We start from the raw sequence: 21030 nt of genomic DNA, 5'->3' as shown, positions 1-21030 counted from the left end.
ACCCGGAAAGCAGCGGGAACCCGCAGCGACAACACAGGGTCTCACCCGACATCGCTTGCCATTGCCTGCTTGCCATTTTCTGCTTGTCACCTCCCACTTGCCACCTCCCATCACCATTTCCCACAACGCCACGCCATGCCCACACAATTCCCAGAATTTTTCGCCGCCGCCCCTCGCATCACCCTGTACGATCCGCTGGCTGCCTTCCTCGGCAGCGCTGCTGATGGACTCATCGAATACCGCTACAGCGACGCCGTGCGCCTGGCCGGCCATTCCTGCCCCACCGTCGCCGCGGCCTGGCTCATGACGCTACACGGTCTGCGCGCGCTCTATGGCGAGGCCACACCAGAACGCGGCCAGATCACCGCCCGCCTGCGTGAAACCCGCGACAGCGGCACGACCGGCGTGACCGCAAGCATCGTGCAACTGGTCACCGGTGCCGCCGCCGAAACCGGCTTTCACGGCATCGGCCCCAAACGCCGTTTTTCCCGCTACCAGCTCCTGCAATTCGCCGCCCAGAACCAAACCGCCGCCCTGAGCCTCACCCGCCGCGACACGGAACAAACCGTGCACCTCGACCTCGACACCTCCTGCGTCCCCTGGCCCGCAGAAATGCAAACCCTCATGCCCCGCGCCGTCTCCGGCCAAGCCAGCCCCGCCGAACACCAACGTTTCGCCGAACTCTGGCAGGAGCGCGTACGGCAAATGCTGATCGAACACGCAGAGGATGCGCGACTGATTCACGTCAGCACGGCATAAAAAACCCCGCGCATTGAATACCGCGCGGGGTTTTGGTTGCTGGCCGCCAGCCTTAGCGAGTACGCAACAAACTCTTGACCTGCCGGTTGAGCGGCAAGGTGTAATCGTGCGCAGCAAGTACCAGGCTGCTCGACGGATCGACCAGCTTGAGCGTCACGTGCAACATGTTGGCCCCTTCGGCATAGGTGCCGACGACCACGCCCTGAGCATTATGTGCGGCGGCGACTTCACGAATTTCACGGGTCAGCAAGAATTCGCCTTCGTTACGCTTCATGTAGATGCCGTTACGCACCTTCAACTCGACCACCGGGCGGCCCGATTGGGTCAGCCACGAGGCGATATGCTCCGTCACCAAGCGCCCCAGGGTAGAAGACTGTTCCAGCGCATTCACATTCGCCAGAGTCGCCACGATCAATGCCGAACCGCCGCCATCGCGGTTACTGGCCGAAGCGGGGCGGCCAACTTGCGCCATCAAGGCGGCGGCGGCCTGGTAATTCGCTTCGCGCAATTGATCCTGACGCGCCTCTTCCCAGGTCGGCTCGACCTGACGTGGGCCCTCGGTCGTCTGGCACGCTGCCGTTACCGCCAATAAGGCAGCAATGGAAAAAAGTTTCAACGCGCGCATTTGCTACCCCCTTGGCCACAATCTCCAATAACGGATACGACATTGCCAGCGCTTTGCTTTTTCCAGTACAGACCAACATCTTGATCTGCCGTGTAATAGATACTGGAATGGCGACCTGCAATGCGGCTACCGTCAGCAACGGACACCGTCAATAAAATTTCTGACTGCGGCACCGGACCGGAAGCCAGGCGGCCGCCCCCCATAGCTTCGTTACTCAGCCAAGCAAATCCCTCTACACCCGCGACCGTAGCCAACAGCTTGGAGCCCACATTCACGCCGGTCGCACTTGCCCCGGGGGCTCCAACGACACCGCCGATTGCCCACAAACCCGCCGTCAAAAGCGTCGCTTTGCCGTAAAAGTGCGTCTGTGCCGCCCGCTCCGGCTGGAAGGCATAAATGTTGTAGCGCACATCCGCTACCAGCGCCCCTTTGGGATCGAGCGCGACTGGCGCGCCTTGAGCCACCAAGGCGCTAATCAACAGTTCACGAAAACCTTCGACGAAGGCCTGCTCGCCACCGGGTTGCGGCACATGCAAGGCACGCCCGTTCAACTTGCCATCCAGGCTGCCCAGAATCTGGCTCGCGAAATGGTCGGCAATCAACTGCCAATGCCGGGCTGCCTGGAGTTTTTGCTGTTCCTCGTTGGCAAAGCGCGTCGGTGTCGGCACGTCTGCATAACGCGCGGCACACCCCGTAAAACCAAGGCATGCGGTGAGCGCGGCCAGCGCAAATAATCTTTTTTTCACAATCCTCTCCAAGAAAAGCCACCCGAAACAAGCGGCATCAAAAAATGCAAGCCAAATACTAAGAACTCCTTAGTTCAGGGTCAAGTGAAAACTAAGACTATTTGAGTCTCATGTCGTAATCAGGCCTCAACCCCGCTCAATGGCAGACCCATCGGTTTTCTCCATGCGCTTGAAAGCAGCACGCGTGCGCAAGGGATTGACGCAGATGCAGTTGGGCGTGCTGGCGCAGATCGATGAGTATTCGGCGAGCGCCCGCATTAATCAGTACGAACGCGGCAAACACCAAGCGGATTTCAATACCGCCGAGCGGCTGGCCCAGGTGCTGTCAGTGCCGACGCCTTATCTCTACGCGCGCGACGACCTGCTCGCCGATTTCCTGCTCGACTGGCATGCACTTTCTGCCGCCGCGCGCAGCGCCATTGCCGCCCGGACCAGGGAAATACTGATCGCGGCAGACGAAAAACCCAGTGAAGAAACTGACGGGAAAAACGGCAGGGACGATCCCGCCGCCTAAACCCACACCCGGCCTGCGCCGATGCTGAGCAAGCCGAGCCAGGTGCCGAGCAGGGAGCCAAATAGGTGCAGCGAGGCCAAACCCAGGGCGAGGGCGGGTTGGCCGCCGAGCAGGCGCTCGACGACTTCGGCGGAAAAACTGGAAAAGGTGGTCAGGCCGCCGAGAAAGCCGGTAATGGCAAAAAGTTTGAGATAGGCCGGCAGGTCGGCGTGCAGGTGAAAATAGCCGACGGCGATGCCGACCAGATAGCCGCCGATCAAATTGGCGGCGAGCGTTCCCAGCGGCAAAGCAGGGTAAATCGGGTTGAGGGCAAGACCAAGTAGCCAGCGCGTGACGGCACCGAGCATGCCACCCAAACCTACCGCGAGCACTCCTTGCACTGGCATTTCTGTTTTCCTCAAGCATCGATGCGCGACATGATAGCAAGTCGGAGGCGCTGCGCTGGCGGGGACAAACAAACAAAATGACAACTTTCAATCACTCTATATTATTTCAAGGAATATAGAGATGCTTTGCCGCTGAGTAGAATGCCGCCTGTCACACAACTCATACAGGCCATCCATGTTCGGTGCGCTGATGCCCAAAGAGGGCAAGTATTTCGACTATTTCAATTCGCACGGCGATTTGATCCGTCAAGGCGGCAAGACATTGCGCCAGTTGATCGAAGCGCTGGCCGGCATCGATCCCCACGGTGGCGTGCAGGCGCTGGCCGATGAGGTGGACCGTCTGGAGCGCGAAGCCGACAAGGTAACGCACGAACTGCTCAGTCAGCTGCACAGCGCCTTCATCACGCCGTTTGACCGCGACGATATTCACGCGCTGATCAACAGCATGGATGACATCCTCGACGTGATGCAGGACGTGGCCGAATCGATTTCCCTTTACGACATCCAGCGGGTACCGGCAGAAGCCTGCGCCATGGCGGAAATCACCGAAAAAAGCTGCAACAAAATCGGCGAGCAGGTCAAACTGCTCAACAATATGGATAACGCGCCGCAGATTCTTGCCCTGTGCAAGGAAATCGACGAACTCGAAGGCGAAGTGGATCGCCTGCTGCGTAAATGCATGTCCAAGGCCTTTCGCGAGGAACAGGATGTGCGCGAATTGATGAAGCTGAAAGAAATCTACCAGTTGCTCGAATCTGTCACCGACCGCTGCAAGGACGTGGCCGGCTGCATCGAAGCCATCGTGCTCGAAAACTCCTGAGCGCCCCATGGAAAATCTGACCATCGGCTACGGGGTTCTCGTCACCCTGATCGTCGTGGCCTTGCTGTTCGATTTCATGAACGGCTTTCACGATGCCGCCAACTCCATCGCCACCGTCGTCTCGACGCGGGTGCTCAAGCCGCATCACGCGGTTTTGTGGGCGGCCTCGTTCAATTTTCTGGCCTATTTTTTCTTTCACCTGAAAGTTGCCTCGACCATCGGCAAAGGCACCATCGATCCCAGCATCGTCGACCATTACGTCATCTTCGGCGCGCTGATCGGGGCTATCGCCTGGAACATCATCACCTGGTACTACGGCATTCCATCCTCGTCTTCGCACGCCCTGGTCGGCGGCTTGGTCGGCGCAGCCGTGGTGAAAGCCGGGTTTGGCAGTCTGGTCGCCTCCGGCGTGCTGAAGATCATTGCCTTCATTTTTATTGCACCACTGCTGGGTTTTGTTTTTGGCGGGCTGATGATGGTCATCATTTCCTGGCTCTGTCGCAACACCGCACCGCGTAAGGTGGACAAAACCTTCCGCCGCCTGCAGTTGCTTTCTGCCGCCGCTTACAGCCTGGGCCACGGTGGCAACGATGCGCAAAAAACCATCGGTATCATCTGGCTGATCCTGATTACTGCCGGCCTATCCACCACCGAATCCGAAATTCCCGGCTGGGTCGTGTTCGCCTGCTACACGGCGATGGGCCTGGGCACCATGTTCGGCGGCTGGCGCATCGTCAAAACCATGGGCAACCGCATCACCAAGCTGAACCAGCCGCGCGGCTTTTGCGCCAACAGTGGTGGCGCATTCACTTTGTTCATCGCTTCCGCCTTCGGCATTCCAGTCTCCACCACCCACACCATCACCGGCGCGATTGCCGGCGTCGGCACCACGCGCGGCACCAAGCAGGTGCGCTGGGGCGTGGCGGGCGGCATCGTCTGGGCCTGGATTCTGACCATTCCCTGCAGCGCCATCATGGCCGCGCTCGCCTGGTACATGGGGCAGCTGATCCTGTAAAAGCCGCGCCTTATGCCGGGCAAAATGCCCGTTGCGCGCCTGGCTTGCTAGAATGGCGGCTTTTCATTTGCGCCTATGGCGCGTCCAAGCCCCATGTCCGATACTCCTGCCGCTGCCAATTTCATCCGTAACATCATCGAAGCCGACCTGGCCGCCGGCAAACATGCGCAGCGGCGCTGGGCGGGGCAGCCGGGGCTGGCGGCAGGCCACGCTGGCGCACCGCTCGATGCCGCCAAAATCCGCACCCGCTTTCCGCCGGAACCCAATGGCTACCTGCATTTTGGACACGCCAAATCCATCCTACTCAATTTCGGCCTGGCCCAGGAATTCGGCGGGCGCTGCCACATGCGCTTTGACGACACCAATCCGGAAAAAGAAGAACAGGAATACGTCGATTCCATTCTCGATTCGGTGCGCTGGCTGGGCTGCTCCTGGCAGGATGCCACGGAAAACAACCTCTACTACGCCTCCAATTATTTCGACTGGATGCTGCAATTTGCCGAATACCTGATCCAGACCGGTCACGCCTACGTCGACAGCCAGAGCGCAGAAGACATGCGTGCCCGGCGCGGCACACTGACCCAGGCGGGCGAAAATTCGCCCTACCGCGAGCGCAGCACCGAAGAAAACATGGCGCTGTTCAAGCGCATGCAGGCCGGCGAATTCGCCGACGGCGCGCACGTCCTGCGCGCCAAAATCGACATGGCCTCGCGCAACATCAATATGCGCGACCCGGCCATTTACCGCATCCGCCACGCCACGCACCACAACACTGGCGACAAATGGTGCGTCTATCCGATGTACACCTTCGCCCACCCCATCGAAGACGCGCTGGAGTGCATCACCCATTCGCTGTGCACCCTGGAATTCGAGGATCAGCGCCCCTTCTACGAATGGGTGAACGAGCGCCTCGCCGAAGGCGGCCTGCTGCAGCGCCCGCTGCCGCGCCAGATCGAATTCTCGCGCCTCAACCTCACTTACATCGTGCTCTCCAAGCGCAAGCTGATTCAGTTGGTGGACGAAAAGCACGTCGATGGCTGGGACGATCCGCGCCTGCCGACACTCGCCGGCGCGCGCCGGCGTGGCTACGCGCCAGCAGGTTTTCGCCTCTTTGCCGAGCGCATCGGTGTTTCCAAGGCCGATTCGCTGATCGAATACAGCGTTTTCGAAGACGCCCAGCGCGAAGTAATGAACCAAATGGACGAGCGCCGCGTTGCCGTGCTCGATCCCTTGAAACTCATCATCGACAACTATCCTTCCGGCCAGTTCGAAGACTGCCACGCCCCCAACCACCCGCTCAAACCGGAACTGGGCGAGCGCCCTCTGCCCTTTGGCCGCGAACTGTGGATCGAGGCGGAAGATTTTCAGGAAATCCCGGAAAAAGGTTTCCGCCGCCTCTTTCCCGGCAACAAAGCACGGCTGCGCTACGCCTATGTCGTCGAATGCACCGGCTGCGAGAAGGACGCCAACGGCAAGGTCATTGCCGTGCATTGCACCTATCTGCCCGACACCAAATCCGGCACGCCAGGGGCCGACAGCGTCAAGGTCAAGGGCAATCTGCACTGGGTCGATGCCACACACGCCTACCCTGCCGACATCCGCCTGTTCGAGCGCCTGTTCACCGCCCCCGCCCCCGGCGCACGGCGCGAAGGCGATGCGCCGGAGCTTGAACGCAATTTTCTCGACGATCTCAACCCAAACTCACGGCATCTGATCACGGCACAACTCGAACCCGCGCTCAAAACCGCGCTGCCGGAACAGCGCTTCCAGTTCGAGCGGCACGGCTATTTCATTGCCGATCCAATCGATTCCCGCCCGGGCGCGCCCGTCTTCAACCGCGCCCTGACTCTCAAGGATTCCTCGCACAAAGGAGGCTGACATGGCCGGAAGCTGGGGCTGCCCGCACGAAATCGACGACCGCTGCAGCAAAATCAACAACCTGCCCTGTGACCCCGGCATGAAAGGCTGCGAACTCGCCGGCCGCTTCCGCTTCGTCGACGAAAGCAAGAACGAACGCTATTGGGAGAAAAAGGCGCGGGAGAAAGCCGCAGCGGAACGCAGCGAGGCAGCACCGAAATGATCTATCTAGAGCTTTTTCGCGCGCTGGAAAAATACCAGGTTCGCTACCTGCTGGTCGGCGGCCTCGCCATGAACCTGCACGGCGTGCCGCGCATGACCATGGACGTCGACCTCATTATCGTTATGGATGAGGACAATCTCGACCGTTTCATCGCCTGCGCCGGGGAACTGGGCCTTGCCCCATGCGTACCAGTGCAGCTCGCCGCCCTGAAAGATCCCGCGCAACGCAAGGCTTGGGCCGAAGAAAAACACATGATCGCCTTCGGCCTCGTCAACCCCAAGATCGGCGCGGCCACCCTGGTCGACGTGCTGATCGCTCCCGGCATCGACCTCCCCACCGCCTTCCAGCGCGCCCTCACCCGTAACCTCGACGGCATCCCTGTTACGCTCGCCGCCGTCGACGACATGATCGCCCTCAAACGTGACACCGGACGCGCCCAGGACGCCAGCGACATCGAACATCTGGAGCGTCTACATGACCGCTGAATCCAAAACCCCCATCACCGGCGGCTTCAGCTACTACGTCAGCGACGAGCAGCTCGCCGCCTTCGCCCGCCTCACCGACATGCAGCGCCTGGAATGGGTGGAGGCCGCCCGCCAGTTCACGCTGCTCGCGCAAACCCCGGAAACCCGCGAACGCCACGAACGGCTGCGCCGGGGGCTGCCGATCGTACCTGAAGAAACGGAAAATCATCGGTGAGCGAACGCGACGTCATTACCCTCGGCCAGGTCTTCACACCGCCCAAGGTCGTCGAATTCATGCTCGATTTATGTCAGAACCGGGGGCGAACGCTCGAACCTTCGGCCGGCGACGGCGCTTTTTTTTCGGCGCTGGCGGCGCGCGGTGCCGCCTGTGTCGGCATCGAATTCGACGCACGGGTCGCGCCGCCCGGCGTCCAAGTCATGGATTTTTTCGATTACCCGGACAACGAGCGTTTCGACACCATCATCGGCAATCCGCCCTATGTGCGTTTTCAAGACATCGCCGCCGAGACGCGCTGCAAGCTGAAATTTGAACGCTTCGACAAGCGCAGCAACCTGTTCCTGTTCTTCATCGAAAAATGCATCCGCCACCTGAATCCCGGCGGCGAACTGATTTTCATCGTACCGCGCGAATTCATCAAACTGACCGCCGCCCGCAAGCTGAATGCCTGGTTGTACGCCCAGGGCAGCATCACGCACTTCTACGAAACCGGCGACGTGCGCATCTTTGGCGAACACACCCCGAACTGCGCCATTTTCCGCTTCGAGAAAGGGCGCAGCGAGCGCAAGATGGCCGATGGCCGCAGCTTTACCGAAGTCAGCGGCCAGCTGATGTTCCTGCGTGCGGAACATGGCATCCGCCTGGCCGATCTTTTTTCGGTCAAGGTCGGCGGCGTCTCCGGGGCCGATGAGATCTACACGCATCCGGCGGGCAATCTGGAATTCGTCTGCTCGAAAACCGTCGATACCGGCGAGACGCGCCGCATGCTCTACGACATCGAGCACCCCCATCTGCAAAAGCACAAGGCAGAACTGCTCGCCCGCCGCGTGCGCAGCTTCGACGAAAGCAACTGGTGGCGCTGGGGCCGGCATTTCCCCCGCAATGATTTGCCGCGCATCTACGTCAATGGCCGCACGCGCAAAGCGGCCCCCTTCTTTCTTCACGACTGCCGCAATTTCGACGGCGCGGTGCTCGCCCTGTTTCCCAAACACGAGCAGATTTCCCGCCGTGAGCTGATCACCTGCACGACCATGCTCAACCATGAAGTCGATTGGCAGGAACTCGGTTTCGTCTGCGATGGCCGCTACCTATTCACCCAGCGCAGCCTGCAAACCTGTCTGCTGCCTGACAGCTTCACCCGTTTTTTACCGCCGAATTCACCGCCCCCCGCCAAGGAATCCGCATGACGTTTACCGACCAGCTCGCCGCCGCCCGCCAGAAAAACGATTCCCTGCTCTGTGTCGGCCTCGATCCCGATCCCGGCAAGTTTCCAGCGCATCTAAAAAACCGCAACGAGGCGATTTTCGACTTCTGCGCCGACATCGTCGATGCCACCGCCCACCTGGTCTGCGCCTTCAAGCCGCAGATCGCCTATTTCGCGGCACGCCGCGCTGAAGACCAACTGGAAGCGCTGATCGCCCACATCCATGAAAAACACCCCGGCATTCCCGTGGTGCTCGATGCCAAGCGCGGCGACATCGGCTCCACCGCCGAGCAGTACGCCATTGAAGCCTTCGAGCGTTACCGGGCAGATGCCGTCACCATCAACCCCTACATGGGCCACGATTCGGTGACGCCTTATCTGGCCTATCCCGACAAGGGCGTCTTCCTGCTCTGCCGCACCTCGAATCCGGGCGGCTCCGACCTGCAATTCCTCAACCTGGAGCAGGACAACAGCCGGCAAGATAAGAATGGTGAAAAATTGTATGAACACGTCGCCCGGCTGGCGGCAGAAAAATGGAATTCGACCGGCCAGATCGGCCTGGTGGTCGGTGCCACCTTTCCCGCCGAGATCGCCCGTGTGCGTGCCTTGACGGGCGACATGCCGCTCCTGGTGCCGGGCATCGGGGCGCAGGGCGGCGACATCGAGGCCACTGTAAAAGCCGGTAAAACCGCCGCCGGCGCGGGCTTGCTGATCAATTCCTCGCGTGCCATTCTCTACGCCGGCCAGGACGAGGATTTCGCCAGCGCCGCCCGCCGCGTGGCAGAAGAAACCCGCAAGGCCATCAACCCGCACCGATAAGGAAAAACCGCCATGCGCATGGATGATTACCGTAACAGCGACAACGTCGAAGACCGCCGCGGCGGTGGCGGTGGTGGCGGGCTGCGCCTGGGCGGCGGGCGCATGGGCCTGGGTACCATCGCCATTGCCCTGGTCGCCAGCTATTTCCTCGGCGTCAATCCGCTGACGGTGATCAACATGCTGGCCGGCGGCGGCATGCCGGCGCTGGAGCAGCAAGCACCGGCTAGCGCGCCGCCGGCCAACGATCCCACCGCGCAGTTCGTCTCCAAGGTACTGGCCTCCACCGAGGACACCTGGAATACCGCCTTCCGCGAAATGGGGCGGCAATATCAGGAACCCAAGCTCGTCCTCTTTTCCGGCATGACGCCCACCGCCTGCGGCACCGGCCAGTCGGCGATGGGGCCGTTCTATTGCCCCGGCGACCAGAAGGTGTACATCGACCTGACGTTTTTCCGCGAAATGAAGGAAAAATTCCGCGCGCCCGGCGAATTCGCCCAAGCCTACGTCGTGGCGCACGAAGTCGGCCACCATGTCCAGCACCTGCTCGGCATTTCGGATCAAGTGCAGCGCGCCCGCCAGCAGTCTGGCGAGAAAGAAGCCAACGCCCTCTCCGTGCGTCTGGAATTGCAGGCCGACTGTCTGGCCGGCGTCTGGGGTAAACGCACCGACAGCATGGCCCAGGTGCTGGAACACGGCGATCTGGAAGCCGCCCTCAAGGCCGCCGCCGCCATTGGCGACGACCGCCTGCAGCAGCAGGCGCAGGGCCGCATCGTGCCGGAAAGCTTCACCCACGGCAGCTCCGAGCAACGCATGCGCTGGTTCAAGCGCGGCTTCGACAGCGGCGACTTCAACCAGTGCAACACCTTCAACAGCCGCCAGTTGTGAACCTGGCGCAGTGAACCCCGGCGTCAAAAACTCGCCGCGCTGGCGGCGCTGGCTGTTTGAAATCGCCATTTTCCTCGCTCTGTTTGCCGCTTTCCAGGCCTGGCAACTGCGCGACACCGCCCGCGGGCAGGCACCCGAATTCAACGGTATCCTGCTCGACGGCACGACCTTCAGTTTGCGCGAGTACCGCGCCGCCCACCCCGGCCAGCCGCTCTTGCTGTATTTCTGGGCCGACTGGTGCCCGGTCTGCAAAACCACCGCCGGCAGCGTCAGCAGCATTGCCGCTGACAGGCCGCTACTGACGATCGCCACGCAAAGCGGCGACGCCGCCGCCGTGCAGCGCTTCATGCAGGAAAAGGGCTACCGCTGGCCGACCCTGGCCGATCAGGGCGGCGAGATCATGCAAGACTACCGCCTGCCCGGCACCCCGGGTTTCGTCGTCATCGCGCCGGATGGCGAGATCCGCTTCGTTGCCGTCGGTTACACCAGCGAACTCGGGCTGCGCCTGCGCCTCTGGTGGGCGGGCCGCTGAGCGCCAGCCCACGCAGCAGAATCACATACCCAAGGATTTCAGCAGTTCATCCTGATCTTCCGTATGCAGGCTTGGGGCCAGCGCGGGCGCGGCATCGGCTGCCGCCTGGGCGATCAACAGATCGGGATCGGGCGCTTCATGGGCATCGAATTCGCGCAGCTTGATGAATTCGGTGCCGTCGATCGCCATTTCCAGATAAAAAATATTGTTGCGCGCCGTATAAAAAGTGACGCGCCGCGCCTGCGGGCAATCCAGATTGGTATCCACGCTCAACATCACCTGCTTGTTCAGCACCAGCATTTTCGGCTGATTCTGGGTGATGTGGGTTTGCAATTCGCGGCCGATTTTGCCGGTGAAGTTGCCAACGATCTGATTCATCAACTCGCCCATCACATTGCCGACTTCATCGGCCGTGTGGCTCGAGGCCAGCTCCGATTTCGCCATGCCCATGCTGGTCAGGTAGCTTTCGTACAATTCCATGGCCGCCGCAGCGGAAAAATTGAGCACGACCAGGCCGGTAAAACCGCCGTCGAAGAGCACGAAACAACCGATATCCGGCTTCAGGCAGGTTTTGGTGATGCGCTGCACCATGCCGGAATAGTGCAAAGGGCTTTGCGTGGCAACGTTGAGTACGTCGACCACCGAATTACACAAACTCAACAAAATGTCTTCGGTACCGATGACCAAGCGATTTTCTGAAAGTGACATGAGCAATGCGCCGTAAAATGTGCAAAACGCTCATTTTATGGGGCAAACCCCAAATTTCATATGCCGTCCTCAATTTTTCTGCATCTTGTTGCTGCCGCGCCAGAAAAGCCTCCCGTCGACGCGCCCTGCAATGGCTGCGGCGTGTGCTGCAGCCTGAGCACCTGCCCCCTGGGGCGACTGCGTTTCTGGCAGATTGCGGGGCCCTGTCCGGCACTGCACTGGTCGGCAGACGAGATGCGCTACCACTGTGGTTTACTGCTTCACCCACAAAACCATCTGCCCTTACCGGAACGCTGGGCGGCCAGTTTACGCCCCTTCATTGCCCGCAAAATCGCCGCCGGCGCGGGCTGTGATTGCACGGCGCAGGTAGAAAGCGAATCGGCCTGAACCAGGGAAATAGCAAACCCCCAACATCGTCCCATGCCTTATTTTTGCTGGAAATCAAAGCCTGTTTCAGGCATAATTACTTGCTTACCAGCCGACGGTCAAACCTCTTTTGCAACATGGCGTAAGCACCCGGAGACTGGATTTTTCTTTTGTTTCAGTCACCTGGAGAGAGACACCCCATGACCGTCGCATTGAACACCCCCGATTACGTCAAACACGAAGGCCTGAAGCAGTGGGTCGCTGAGATTGCGGCGCTCACCCAGCCCGATCGCGTCTATTGGGCGGAGGGTTCGCAGGAAGAATATGATCGCCTGTGCGCCGAAATGGTCAAGGCTGGCACCCTGATCAAGCTGAACGAACAAAAACGCCCCAATTCCTACCTCGCCTTCTCCGATCCTTCCGACGTCGCCCGCGTCGAAGACCGCACCTACATCTGCTCGGAAAACAAGGAAGACGCCGGCCCCACCAACAACTGGGAAGACCCGGCCAAAATGCGCAGCACCTTGAACGGCTTGTTCAAGGGCTGCATGAAGGGGCGCACGATGTACGTCATCCCCTTCTCGATGGGCCCGCTCGGTTCGCCGATCGCCCAGCTCGGCGTCGAAATCACCGATTCGCCCTACGTCGTCACCAATATGCGCACCATGACCCGCATGGGCAAGGCCGTCTTCGACGTGCTCGGCAGCGACGGCGAATACGTGCCCTGCGTGCATACCGTCGGCGCGCCGCTCGAAGCTGGCCAGAAAGACGTGGCCTGGCCGTGCAACCCGACCGTCAAGTACATCGTGCACTACCCGGAAACCCGCGAAATCTGGTCTTACGGTTCCGGCTACGGCGGCAACGCCCTGCTCGGCAAGAAGTGCCTGGCGCTGCGCATCGCTTCCAGCATGGCACGCGAACAAGGCTGGCTAGCCGAACACATGCTCATTCTCGGCGTCGAATCGCCGGAAGGTGAAAAAACCTATGTCGCTGCCGCCTTCCCGTCGGCCTGCGGCAAAACCAACTTCGCCATGCTCATTCCGCCGGCCTCGATGAACGGCTGGAAGATCACCACCATCGGCGACGACATCGCCTGGATCAAACCGCGCGTCGATGCTGACGGCGTCACCCGCTTCTACGCCATCAACCCGGAAGCCGGCTTCTTCGGCGTCGCCCCCGGCACCAGCGAAAAAACCAACTACAACGCACTCGCCACGCTGAAGGAAAACATCATCTTCACCAACGTCGCGCTCACCGATGACGGCGACGTGTGGTGGGAAGGCCTGACCAAGGAAGCCCCGGCCCATTTGATCGACTGGCAAGGCAATGACTGGACGCCGGAAGACGGCAAGGCGGGCAAAAAAGCCGCCCACCCGAACTCGCGTTTCACCGCCCCGGCCAGCCAATGTCCGTCGATCGATGCCGCCTGGGAAGACCCCGCCGGCGTGCCGATCTCGGCCTTCATCTTCGGCGGTCGCCGCCCGACCACGGTGCCGCTGGTGTACCAGGCGTTCAACTGGAACTACGGCGTCTACATGGCCGCCACCCTCGGTTCCGAAACCACCGCCGCGGCCTTCGGTCAGCAAGGCGTGGTGCGCCGCGACCCCTTCGCCATGCTGCCCTTCTGCGGCTACCACATGGGCGACTATTTCAACCACTGGCTGCAAATGGGCAAGAACGTCGATGCCACGCCCAAGATTTTCTGCGTGAACTGGTTCCGCATGGATGAAAGCGGCGATTTCATGTGGCCGGGCTTTGGCGACAACATGCGCGTGCTGAAATGGATCGTCGATCGCTGCAAAGGCAAAATTGCCGCCAAGGAAACCGTACTCGGCTGGATGCCGAAGTTCGAGGACATCGACTGGAGCGGCCTGAACATCGACCGCGAAGCCTTCGAAGCGCTCACCACCATCAGCTACGATGCCTGGAAATCCGAGCTGGTCGGCCATAAGGAATGGTTCGACAAAATGGGCGAGAAAATGCCGCGCGAACTGGTCTTGAAGCGCGAACTCTTCGAAATGGGCATCTACCGCGACGAAGAAGCCAACGCCGCCTGAGTTTCAGGCAAGCCGTCACACCGGGCCACCTGCGGGTGGCCTTTTCTTTCCTCAGGATTTTCCATGTGCCCTTCCGCCGAACGCCTTAGCGACATCGCCCCTTTCCACGTCGTCGAACTGCTCACCCGCGCCCGGCAACTGGAAGCCGCAGGCCGCGACATCATCCACATGGAAATCGGCGAACCGGATTTTGCGACCCCCGAACCGATTGCCGACGCGGCCATGGCCGCCATTCGGGCGGGCAAAACCCAGTACACCCAGGCGCTCGGCCTGCCTGAGTTGCGTCAAGCCATCAGCGATTTTTACCGCAGCCGCTACGGCGCAGAGGTTCCAGCCCGGCGTATCGCAGTCACTAACGGCGCTTCCGGCGCACTCAATCTGGCCTTTGCCTGCCTCGCCAATCCCGGCAGCGAGTGGTTACTGACTGACCCCGGCTATCCCTGTAACCGCCACATCCTGCGCTGTTACGAAGGGCATGCCGTGGCCCTGCCGGTTAGGCCGCAAAGCAATTTTCAACCCACCCCGGAACAGGTCGCCGCCGCCTGGAACGAACGCACCGCCGGACTGCTCGTCGCCTCGCCCGCCAACCCCACCGGCACCCTGCTAAGCCACAACGAACTCGCCGCCCTGGCCGAAGTCTGCCGCACTCGCCAAGGGCATTTCCTGGTCGATGAGATCTACCACGGGCTCACTTACGAAACCGATGCCCCCACCGCCTGCACCGTCGGCGATGAACTCTGGGTGATCAACAGTTTTTCGAAGTACTTCCAGATGACCGGCTGGCGTCTGGGCTGGATGGTCGTCCCCGAGGCTTACGTGCGCGACATTGAAAAACTCGCGCAAAACCTCGTGCTCTGCCCATCGACACCGGCGCAATACGGGGCGCTTGCCGCTTTTCATCCGGAAACCATTGCCCTCCTGGAAGCGCGCCGCGCCGAATTTCGTCGTCGCCGCGACTTTCTCGCCCCGGCCCTGGAAAAACTCGGCCTGCGCGTCACCGCCAAACCTGAAGGCGCGTTTTATCTCTACTGCGACAGCTCGGCGCTCGCCCCGGATAGCTTCACGCTCGCCCGCGACCTGCTCGAAAAAACCGGTGTCGCCTGCACGCCAGGGCTGGATTTTGGCGACAACGCCCCGGAAAAACACCTGCGTTTTGCCTACACCACCGACATCGGCCGCCTGAACGAAGCCGTCACCCGGCTGGCGCGCTATTTTGGCCGCTGCAACGCCTGACCAAGCTGCCGCGCAGCGATCCAAGCACAGCAAACTCAGTGCTGATGCTCGCCAAAGCCTGCTTCATGCGCGCTTTCTTCTTCCTCATCGGCCCACAAAACGTGCATATCGAGCAACAAACGATAGCGCGCTTCATTGGCATCCAGCCGAGCGCGGCTGGCTGAAAGGCGCGCCTCGATCGCCTGACGGCGGGTTTGCTGTAATTCGTTGAATTGCCCTTCTCCCAAGCGCCAGGCCTTTTCCAGCAGACGCAAATTTTCATCCAGGCGTTCCGCCACTTCGGCCAGACGCTGCCACTGGGTGTAGCTGCTCAAAGCCCGTTGTATCGTTTGCCGAGCCGTGCTTTCGGCGCGGATCAAGGCCTGCGCTTCACGCGCGCTGGCCGCTTCGGCGGCTGCCTGACCGGCACGCGCATCGGCGGCGCGCCCTGCGCCGGGCAGGGGAATACTCAGTTGAACACCAACTACCCGCTCCGCACCATTGTTTTCGCGCCCGAGCGCCACCCCCAAACTGGGATCTGGCAAACGCTCCGCATCCAGGCGCCCGGCCTGCACGCGGCTTTTGCGGGCGGCACTGCGCGCTACGGCCAATTCATGGTTTTCTTCCAGCATCCGAGCGCGCCAGGCGGCATGTTCAAGGCTATCCACTGGCAAGGCCTGCGGCAGCACGACGACCGGAAGCTGCGGCAAATCGATGCCCGGGAAATTTTGCTGCCATTCGAGTGCCACCTGCGCTGCTTCATTATGCGCGCGGGCCGTTTCCGCTTCGGCCTGAAAGAGCTGCGCCTCGGTTTGCAAAAGCTCCAGCCGGGCCGCCTCGCCCAATTTCACTTTTTTCTCGGCCACCACGCGCTGCGCCCGCAGATTTTCGCCCTGCGCCTGCCAATCGCTGACGGCACTTGCCGCCCGTTGCCAATCGAACCAGCGGGCCAGCAACAAACGCGCCGTTTCGTGACGCGCATCGCCCAGAGCAAAACGCGCTTCGCTAATACCGAGGGCACCGATTTCCGCATCGCGCGCCGCTTTGCCGGGCAAACGAAAACTACGCTCGATGCCGATTTCATGTTCGCGCGTACGCAGTTGCTCATTGCGGTCCTTGCGCCGTGCCGTTGCCGCTGTCACTGTCAATTCATACGGCCCCGCCCGCAGACGATCGCGCACCGCCTCCTGTTCGCGCACCCCGGCCCCGGCGGCAAGCACCGCAGGATGGGCGTGCAACACCGCGGCCACCTGCTCAAGCGGCGGCAGATCTGCCTCAGCCACGCCCAAACCCCGGCCGGCATCGGCCCCGGCGGCCGTACCCAGGACAAAAAAACCACCGAGCAAACCGACGGCAAACACCGTCAATCGATGCGTCACATTCATGCTTTACTTTCCCAACGACGATACAAAATAGGTAGAACCACCAGCGTCAGCAAGGTGGAAGAAAACAAGCCGCCGATCACGACAATCGCCAGCGGGCGCTGAATTTCCGAACCTGGTCCACTGGCAAACAAAAGCGGCAGCAGGCCAAAAGCGGCGATGGAAGCCGTCATCAACACCGGGCGCAAGCGCCGCCTGGCCCCTTCCGCCACCACCTCAGCCAACGCCATACCCTGGCTGCGCAGTTGATTGAAGCAGCTCACCAACACCAGACCGTTTAACACCGCAATCCCCAGCAGGGCGATAAACCCCACCGAGGCCGGCACGGAAAGATACTCGCCACTGAGGAGCAAGGCAAACACGCCGCCAATCAAGGCGAAGGGAATATTGACGAAAACCAGCAGCGCCTGGCGCAACGAACCCAGGGTCGCAAAGAGCAAATAGAAAATCAGGCACAGGGCAACCGGCACCACCAGCGTCAAACGCTGCGCCGCCCGCTGCTGGTTTTCAAATTCACCGCCCCAACTCAGGTGATAACCGGCAGGCAGCTGGATTTCTTTGGCCACCCGCGCCTTGGCCTCTTCGACAAAACCGACCAGGTCACGCCCGCTGACATTGGCCTGCACCAAGACCAGACGCGCACCGTTTTCATGATCGACCTTGACCGGCCCTTGCACCCGCTCCAACTGCGCAATGCTCGACAAGGCCACGCTACCCCCCGCGGGCAAGGCCAGTTGCAACCCGGCAAACACGGCCGGTGCCTGTTGCACATCGGGCGCACCCCGCAACAACAAGGGCGTGCGCCGGTTGCCTTCGAGCACCAAGCCCAGGGGCTCACCTTCGAGCTGGGTGCGCAGCGCCTGCCCCACCTCGGCCACGCTCAAACCCAAACGCCCCGCCGCCAGCCGGTCGATACGCACCGTAAAATACTGCACGCCCTCGTTCTTTACCGTCAGCACATCCTCTGCCCCGGGAAGGGTTTTCAAAAGCGCAGCGATGTCTTCGGCCAAACGGTTCAGCGCCGCCAAATCGTCGCCAAAAATCTTCACCGCCAAATCGCCGCGCGTACCCGTGAGCATTTCGGAGACCCGCATTTCGATGGGTTGCGTAAAAGCAATGTCCATCCCGGGAAAATCCGCCAAGACTTTGCGGATTTCGTCAGTCAACCAGGCCTTGTCTGGTTTACGCCAGGTGGCGCGCGGCGCAAGCACGAGAAAATGATCGCTTTCATTCAAGCCCATCGGGTCCAGGCCCAGTTCGTCGGAGCCGGTACGGGCCACGATGTCACGGATTTCAGGAATTTGTTCACGCAGGGCCTTTTGCACGGCGAGATCGATGCGCGCGCTTTCTTCCAGGCTGATCGAAGGCAGCTTGGCGCTTTGCATCAGGATGTCACCTTCATCGAGCGTCGGCATGAAGGTTTTTCCCAGCAGGAAAAAAGCACCGCCCGCCGCTGCGAGCAAGAGCAAAGCCAGCACGATCACCTGCCGGGCATGTTGCAGGCTCCAGGCCAGCAAGGGGGCGTAAATACGCGCCGCCTGGCGCGGCAGCCAAGGCTGCGCAGAGGCCTCGCCGGGACGAATGAGAAACGAAGCCAGCACCGGAATCACGGTCAAGGAGAGCAGCAAAGAGCCGAGCAGGGCGAACACGATGGTCAGCGCCACCGGCCGAAAGAGCTTGCCTTCCAGCCCCTGCAGGCTGAGAAGCGGCAAAAAAACAATGGCGATGATGAGCATGCCCGACACCACCGGCACGCTCACCTCGCGTACTGCCAATCGCACGGTTTGCAAGCGCGAAACAACGCTCCCGGCCGCATTCCCCCCAGCATGTTCACCGCCCTGCGGGGCGTGCAGATGCTTTTCGATGTTTTCGACCACCACCACCGCCGCATCCACCAAAATCCCGATCGCAATCGCCAAGCCGCCCAGACTCATCAGATTGGCCGACAAACCAAACACTTGCATCAAGACAAAGGTGAGCAGCGCGGCCAAAGGCAGCACGGCAGCGACCACCAGCGCCGCACGCAATTGACCGAGAAAAGCGAGCAGCAAAATCAACACCAACACGATGGCCTCGAGCAAGGCTTTGGCCACCGTGCCGACGGCGCGATCAACGAGCGCCCCACGGTCGTAAAAAACGTGGGTGCTAACGCCCGGCGGCAGGGATTTTTCGATTTCTGCCAGCCGTTTATGCACATTGTCCACCAGCGCATGGGCATTGGCTCCACGCAAACCGAGCACCAAACCTTGCACCGCCTCGCCCTCACCGCCCCGCGTCACGAAACCGTAGCGCGTCAGGCTGCCGATACGCACCTCGGCCACATCGGCCAACAGCACCACCTGTGCGCCCGCCAAGGATTTGACGACGATGGCGCGTAAATCATCGAGTGTTTGCACGCTGCCTTCGATACGCACCAGAAGATTCTCCTCTCCCTCCGTCAAGCGTCCGGCCCCATCGTTGCGGTTGTTGTTCAATAGCGCCTCGCGCAGATCGGCCAGACTCAGGCCGCGCGCCTGCAAAGCGGTGCGATCGGGGACGATTTCGAAGCTGCGCACCGCACCCCCCAGGGCGTTCACATCGGCCACTCCGGGCAGGGTGCGTAATTGCGGACGGATCACCCAATCGAGCAGACTGCGTTTTTCTGCCAGCGACACATCGCCTTCAACGGTGAACATCAGCATCTCGCCCAAAGGCGTCGTCATCGGGGCCAAGGCACCGGAAACGCCGGCCGGAAACTCGGCCATGGCACTTGTCAGACGCTCGCTGACCTGCTGGCGGGCCCAGTAAATGTCCGTGCCGTCGGCAAAATCGAGGGTGATGTCGGCAATCGCGTATTTTGCAACGGCGCGCAGCGCACGTTGCTGCGCAATACCGAGCAGTTCCCGTTCGATCGGCGTGACGATGCGCGCTTCGACTTCTTCCGGCGTCATGCCGGGAGCCTTGACGATGATCTTCACCTGTGTCGAAGAGACATCCGGAAAGGCATCGATCGGCAAGCCGCGAAAGGCCATTACCCCTGCCGCCACCAGAAAAACGCTGAGCAGCAGCACAAAGGCACGCTGCGCCAAGGCAAATTCGGTCAGTTTATGCCACATCGGCGCACCTCACTCCTGTCCCGAGCCCAGGCCCAGCCACTGCCCCTTGAGCGCCGCCACGCCGCGCGTCACGATGCGGGTACCGGCCGGTAAATCTGCCGCAATGCGTGCCTGCCCCGCGGTTTCGGCGAGCACCTCTACCGGTACGGCACGAAAACCCGCCGCCTGGGCCACGAATAACCAGGTTTTTTCTTGCGCACGCGTCAGTGCCGCCAAAGGTACCTGCCATTGTCCGCTGGGCAGCGCCGCCGGTACCAGCTGCGCGCTGACAAACGCCAGAGGCTTAACGCAGCCCCCGGGGTCGGCCAATTCAGCGCGCACCAGCACCGACTGGCTCGCCGCCTGCACTGCCGGTGCCACCAGCGTCACCCGCGCCGGCCTTGGGCAGCCGCTGACTTTGATCTGCGCCCCCAGCGGCACGGCCTCGGCCTGGGCCGCACTCGCCTGCATTTCCAGCCACAGGGGTGAGACTTGCGCGAGCTTGAAAAGCGGCGTCAGCGCATCGACCTGTGTCCCGGGCTCGGCCTGCGCGGCCAGCACGACGCCGGCGAAGGGAGAGCGCAATACGGCCGTGCCTTTCGCCGTGATCCCCGCTGTTTGCACGATTTGGCGTTTTTCGGCCGCCAGCGCCCTGGCCTGGCGCTCTGCCGCGCGACTGGCTGACAGGCGCGACTGGGCGATGATGCCATCGGCCAGCAAGCTTTCATCACGCTGACAATTTTCGCTTGCCAGCGCCGCCTGACTCTGCGCCTGCACATGCGCGCTGTATGCTTCAAGAAACGCTGGCCCCTGCAGTTCCGCCACGATCTGCCCGGCGCGCACGCTTTCCCCATACGCCACATGCACCCGGCCGACCAAGGCCGGCATGGGCGCCGCCAATACCGCGATCTGCGCCGGCGGCACGACGACCTGCGCCGGCAAATGCAAACCTTCCGCCAGCGCCAAGTCAGCCAAATTCTGGGTGACGATGCCCAGCTTTTCGCTTTGCGCCACCGTCATAGCAATCTCTGCCGCCTGAACGCTGCCAACAAAAACAGCGGCAAAACACAACAAAACTTGAGATACACGAGACATCGTCTTTCCTTGTCAATGCGCTTTTCATGCTGATGCGTACATTGTCAGG

General features: G+C 61.3%; 22 protein-coding genes. 15 read left to right on the top strand and 7 right to left on the bottom strand.

Annotated features, from left to right (window positions below; genetic code table 11):
• Nucleotides 1–135: 135 nt before the first annotated feature.
• Nucleotides 136–759 carry an FmdE family protein gene (locus tag ACM62Q_RS03760; RefSeq protein WP_415033733.1) on the top strand — a complete coding sequence of 208 codons (624 nt, stop codon included), beginning with the start codon at nucleotides 136–138 and terminating at the stop codon, nucleotides 757–759.
• 52 nt (nucleotides 760–811) lie between these two features.
• On the opposite strand, the gene ACM62Q_RS03755 is transcribed toward ACM62Q_RS03760, so the two are convergent.
• Together ACM62Q_RS03755 and ACM62Q_RS03750 are read right to left on the bottom strand one after the other, a co-directional pair.
• Nucleotides 812–1384: a FlgO family outer membrane protein gene (locus ACM62Q_RS03755; RefSeq protein ID WP_415033731.1), complete on the bottom strand. Its 573-nt coding sequence runs from the start codon at nucleotides 1382–1384 to the stop codon at nucleotides 812–814.
• On the bottom strand, nucleotides 1372–2130 hold the full coding sequence (locus ACM62Q_RS03750) for a hypothetical protein (RefSeq protein WP_415033729.1): 759 nt from the start codon (nucleotides 2128–2130) through the stop codon (nucleotides 1372–1374). Before ACM62Q_RS03750 ends, ACM62Q_RS03755 begins: the two co-directional genes overlap by 13 nt.
• 163 nt (nucleotides 2131–2293) lie before the next feature.
• Between ACM62Q_RS03750 and ACM62Q_RS03745 the strand changes: the two genes are divergently transcribed.
• Nucleotides 2294–2644 (top strand): helix-turn-helix domain-containing protein, encoded by a 351-nt coding sequence (locus ACM62Q_RS03745; RefSeq protein WP_415033727.1) that lies wholly within the window; start codon nucleotides 2294–2296, stop codon nucleotides 2642–2644.
• Here the strand turns inward: ACM62Q_RS03745 and crcB are convergent.
• On the bottom strand, nucleotides 2641–3030 hold the full coding sequence (gene crcB, locus ACM62Q_RS03740) for a fluoride efflux transporter CrcB (protein WP_415033725.1): 390 nt from the start codon (nucleotides 3028–3030) through the stop codon (nucleotides 2641–2643). The genes ACM62Q_RS03745 and crcB overlap by 4 nt on opposite strands.
• A 175-nt stretch (nucleotides 3031–3205) precedes the next feature.
• On the opposite strand from crcB, the gene ACM62Q_RS03735 reads away from it, so the two are divergent.
• From ACM62Q_RS03735 to ACM62Q_RS03690, 10 genes are all read left to right on the top strand, one after another.
• Nucleotides 3206–3850 carry a DUF47 domain-containing protein gene (locus ACM62Q_RS03735; protein ID WP_415033723.1) on the top strand — a complete coding sequence of 215 codons (645 nt, stop codon included), beginning with the start codon at nucleotides 3206–3208 and terminating at the stop codon, nucleotides 3848–3850.
• Between the two features lie 7 nt (nucleotides 3851–3857).
• Nucleotides 3858–4865, top strand: coding sequence for an inorganic phosphate transporter (locus tag ACM62Q_RS03730; RefSeq protein ID WP_415033721.1), 1008 nt, complete (start codon nucleotides 3858–3860; stop codon nucleotides 4863–4865).
• 93 nt (nucleotides 4866–4958) lie between these two features.
• Nucleotides 4959–6743 carry a glutamine--tRNA ligase/YqeY domain fusion protein gene (locus ACM62Q_RS03725; RefSeq protein ID WP_415033719.1) on the top strand — a complete coding sequence of 595 codons (1785 nt, stop codon included), beginning with the start codon at nucleotides 4959–4961 and terminating at the stop codon, nucleotides 6741–6743.
• Between the two features lies 1 nt (nucleotide 6744).
• Nucleotides 6745–6945: a hypothetical protein gene (locus ACM62Q_RS03720; RefSeq protein WP_415033717.1), complete on the top strand. Its 201-nt coding sequence runs from the start codon at nucleotides 6745–6747 to the stop codon at nucleotides 6943–6945.
• Nucleotides 6942–7430, top strand: a complete 489-nt coding sequence (locus tag ACM62Q_RS03715) for a nucleotidyl transferase AbiEii/AbiGii toxin family protein (RefSeq protein ID WP_415033715.1) — start codon at nucleotides 6942–6944, stop codon at nucleotides 7428–7430. The genes ACM62Q_RS03720 and ACM62Q_RS03715 overlap by 4 nt, the downstream gene beginning before the upstream one ends.
• Nucleotides 7420–7644 (top strand): hypothetical protein, encoded by a 225-nt coding sequence (locus ACM62Q_RS03710; RefSeq protein WP_415033713.1) that lies wholly within the window; start codon nucleotides 7420–7422, stop codon nucleotides 7642–7644. The genes ACM62Q_RS03715 and ACM62Q_RS03710 overlap by 11 nt, the downstream gene beginning before the upstream one ends.
• Nucleotides 7645–7703: 59 nt before the next feature.
• Nucleotides 7704–8834, top strand: coding sequence for an Eco57I restriction-modification methylase domain-containing protein (locus tag ACM62Q_RS03705; RefSeq protein WP_415033793.1), 1131 nt, complete (start codon nucleotides 7704–7706; stop codon nucleotides 8832–8834).
• The gene (pyrF, locus tag ACM62Q_RS03700; RefSeq protein WP_415033711.1) at nucleotides 8831–9670 is read left to right on the top strand and encodes an orotidine-5'-phosphate decarboxylase; all 840 of its coding nucleotides are present in this window, start codon (nucleotides 8831–8833) and stop codon (nucleotides 9668–9670) included. Before ACM62Q_RS03705 ends, pyrF begins: the two co-directional genes overlap by 4 nt.
• A 12-nt stretch (nucleotides 9671–9682) precedes the next feature.
• The gene (locus tag ACM62Q_RS03695; protein ID WP_415033709.1) at nucleotides 9683–10555 is read left to right on the top strand and encodes a neutral zinc metallopeptidase; all 873 of its coding nucleotides are present in this window, start codon (nucleotides 9683–9685) and stop codon (nucleotides 10553–10555) included.
• 10 nt (nucleotides 10556–10565) lie between these two features.
• On the top strand, nucleotides 10566–11087 hold the full coding sequence (locus ACM62Q_RS03690) for a protein disulfide oxidoreductase (protein WP_415033707.1): 522 nt from the start codon (nucleotides 10566–10568) through the stop codon (nucleotides 11085–11087).
• Between the two features lie 21 nt (nucleotides 11088–11108).
• On the opposite strand, the gene ACM62Q_RS03685 is transcribed toward ACM62Q_RS03690, so the two are convergent.
• Nucleotides 11109–11795, bottom strand: a complete 687-nt coding sequence (locus ACM62Q_RS03685; RefSeq protein WP_415033705.1) for a DUF3334 family protein — start codon at nucleotides 11793–11795, stop codon at nucleotides 11109–11111.
• Nucleotides 11796–11855: 60 nt separating this feature from the next.
• Between ACM62Q_RS03685 and ACM62Q_RS03680 the strand changes: the two genes are divergently transcribed.
• From ACM62Q_RS03680 to ACM62Q_RS03670, 3 genes are all read left to right on the top strand, one after another.
• Nucleotides 11856–12182 (top strand): hypothetical protein, encoded by a 327-nt coding sequence (locus tag ACM62Q_RS03680; protein WP_415033703.1) that lies wholly within the window; start codon nucleotides 11856–11858, stop codon nucleotides 12180–12182.
• Nucleotides 12183–12361: 179 nt separating this feature from the next.
• Nucleotides 12362–14218 (top strand): phosphoenolpyruvate carboxykinase (GTP), encoded by a 1857-nt coding sequence (locus ACM62Q_RS03675; protein ID WP_415033701.1) that lies wholly within the window; start codon nucleotides 12362–12364, stop codon nucleotides 14216–14218.
• 63 nt (nucleotides 14219–14281) lie between these two features.
• Nucleotides 14282–15451, top strand: coding sequence for a pyridoxal phosphate-dependent aminotransferase (locus ACM62Q_RS03670; protein WP_415033699.1), 1170 nt, complete (start codon nucleotides 14282–14284; stop codon nucleotides 15449–15451).
• Nucleotides 15452–15486: 35 nt separating this feature from the next.
• Here the strand turns inward: ACM62Q_RS03670 and ACM62Q_RS03665 are convergent, their stop codons facing one another.
• From ACM62Q_RS03665 to ACM62Q_RS03655, 3 genes are read right to left on the bottom strand one after another with little or no spacing between them, the layout of a single operon-like run.
• A complete protein-coding gene (locus ACM62Q_RS03665) occupies nucleotides 15487–16815 on the bottom strand; it encodes a TolC family protein (protein WP_415033697.1) in 1329 nt (442 codons plus the stop codon).
• Nucleotides 16812–19907 carry an efflux RND transporter permease subunit gene (locus ACM62Q_RS03660; protein ID WP_415033695.1) on the bottom strand — a complete coding sequence of 1032 codons (3096 nt, stop codon included), beginning with the start codon at nucleotides 19905–19907 and terminating at the stop codon, nucleotides 16812–16814. Before ACM62Q_RS03660 ends, ACM62Q_RS03665 begins: the two co-directional genes overlap by 4 nt.
• A gap of 9 nt (nucleotides 19908–19916) precedes the next feature.
• Entirely contained in the window at nucleotides 19917–20981 is a 1065-nt protein-coding gene (locus ACM62Q_RS03655; RefSeq protein WP_415033693.1) for an efflux RND transporter periplasmic adaptor subunit, read from the bottom strand.
• Nucleotides 20982–21030 lie beyond the last annotated feature (49 nt).

Origin of the sequence: Azonexus sp. (assembly GCF_047638095.1) — a bacterium.
Taxonomy (GTDB): Bacteria; Pseudomonadota; Gammaproteobacteria; order Burkholderiales; family Rhodocyclaceae; genus Azonexus.
The sequence above is the reverse complement of the archived record's forward strand: the minus strand, read 5'-3'. Positions and strand labels throughout refer to the sequence as shown.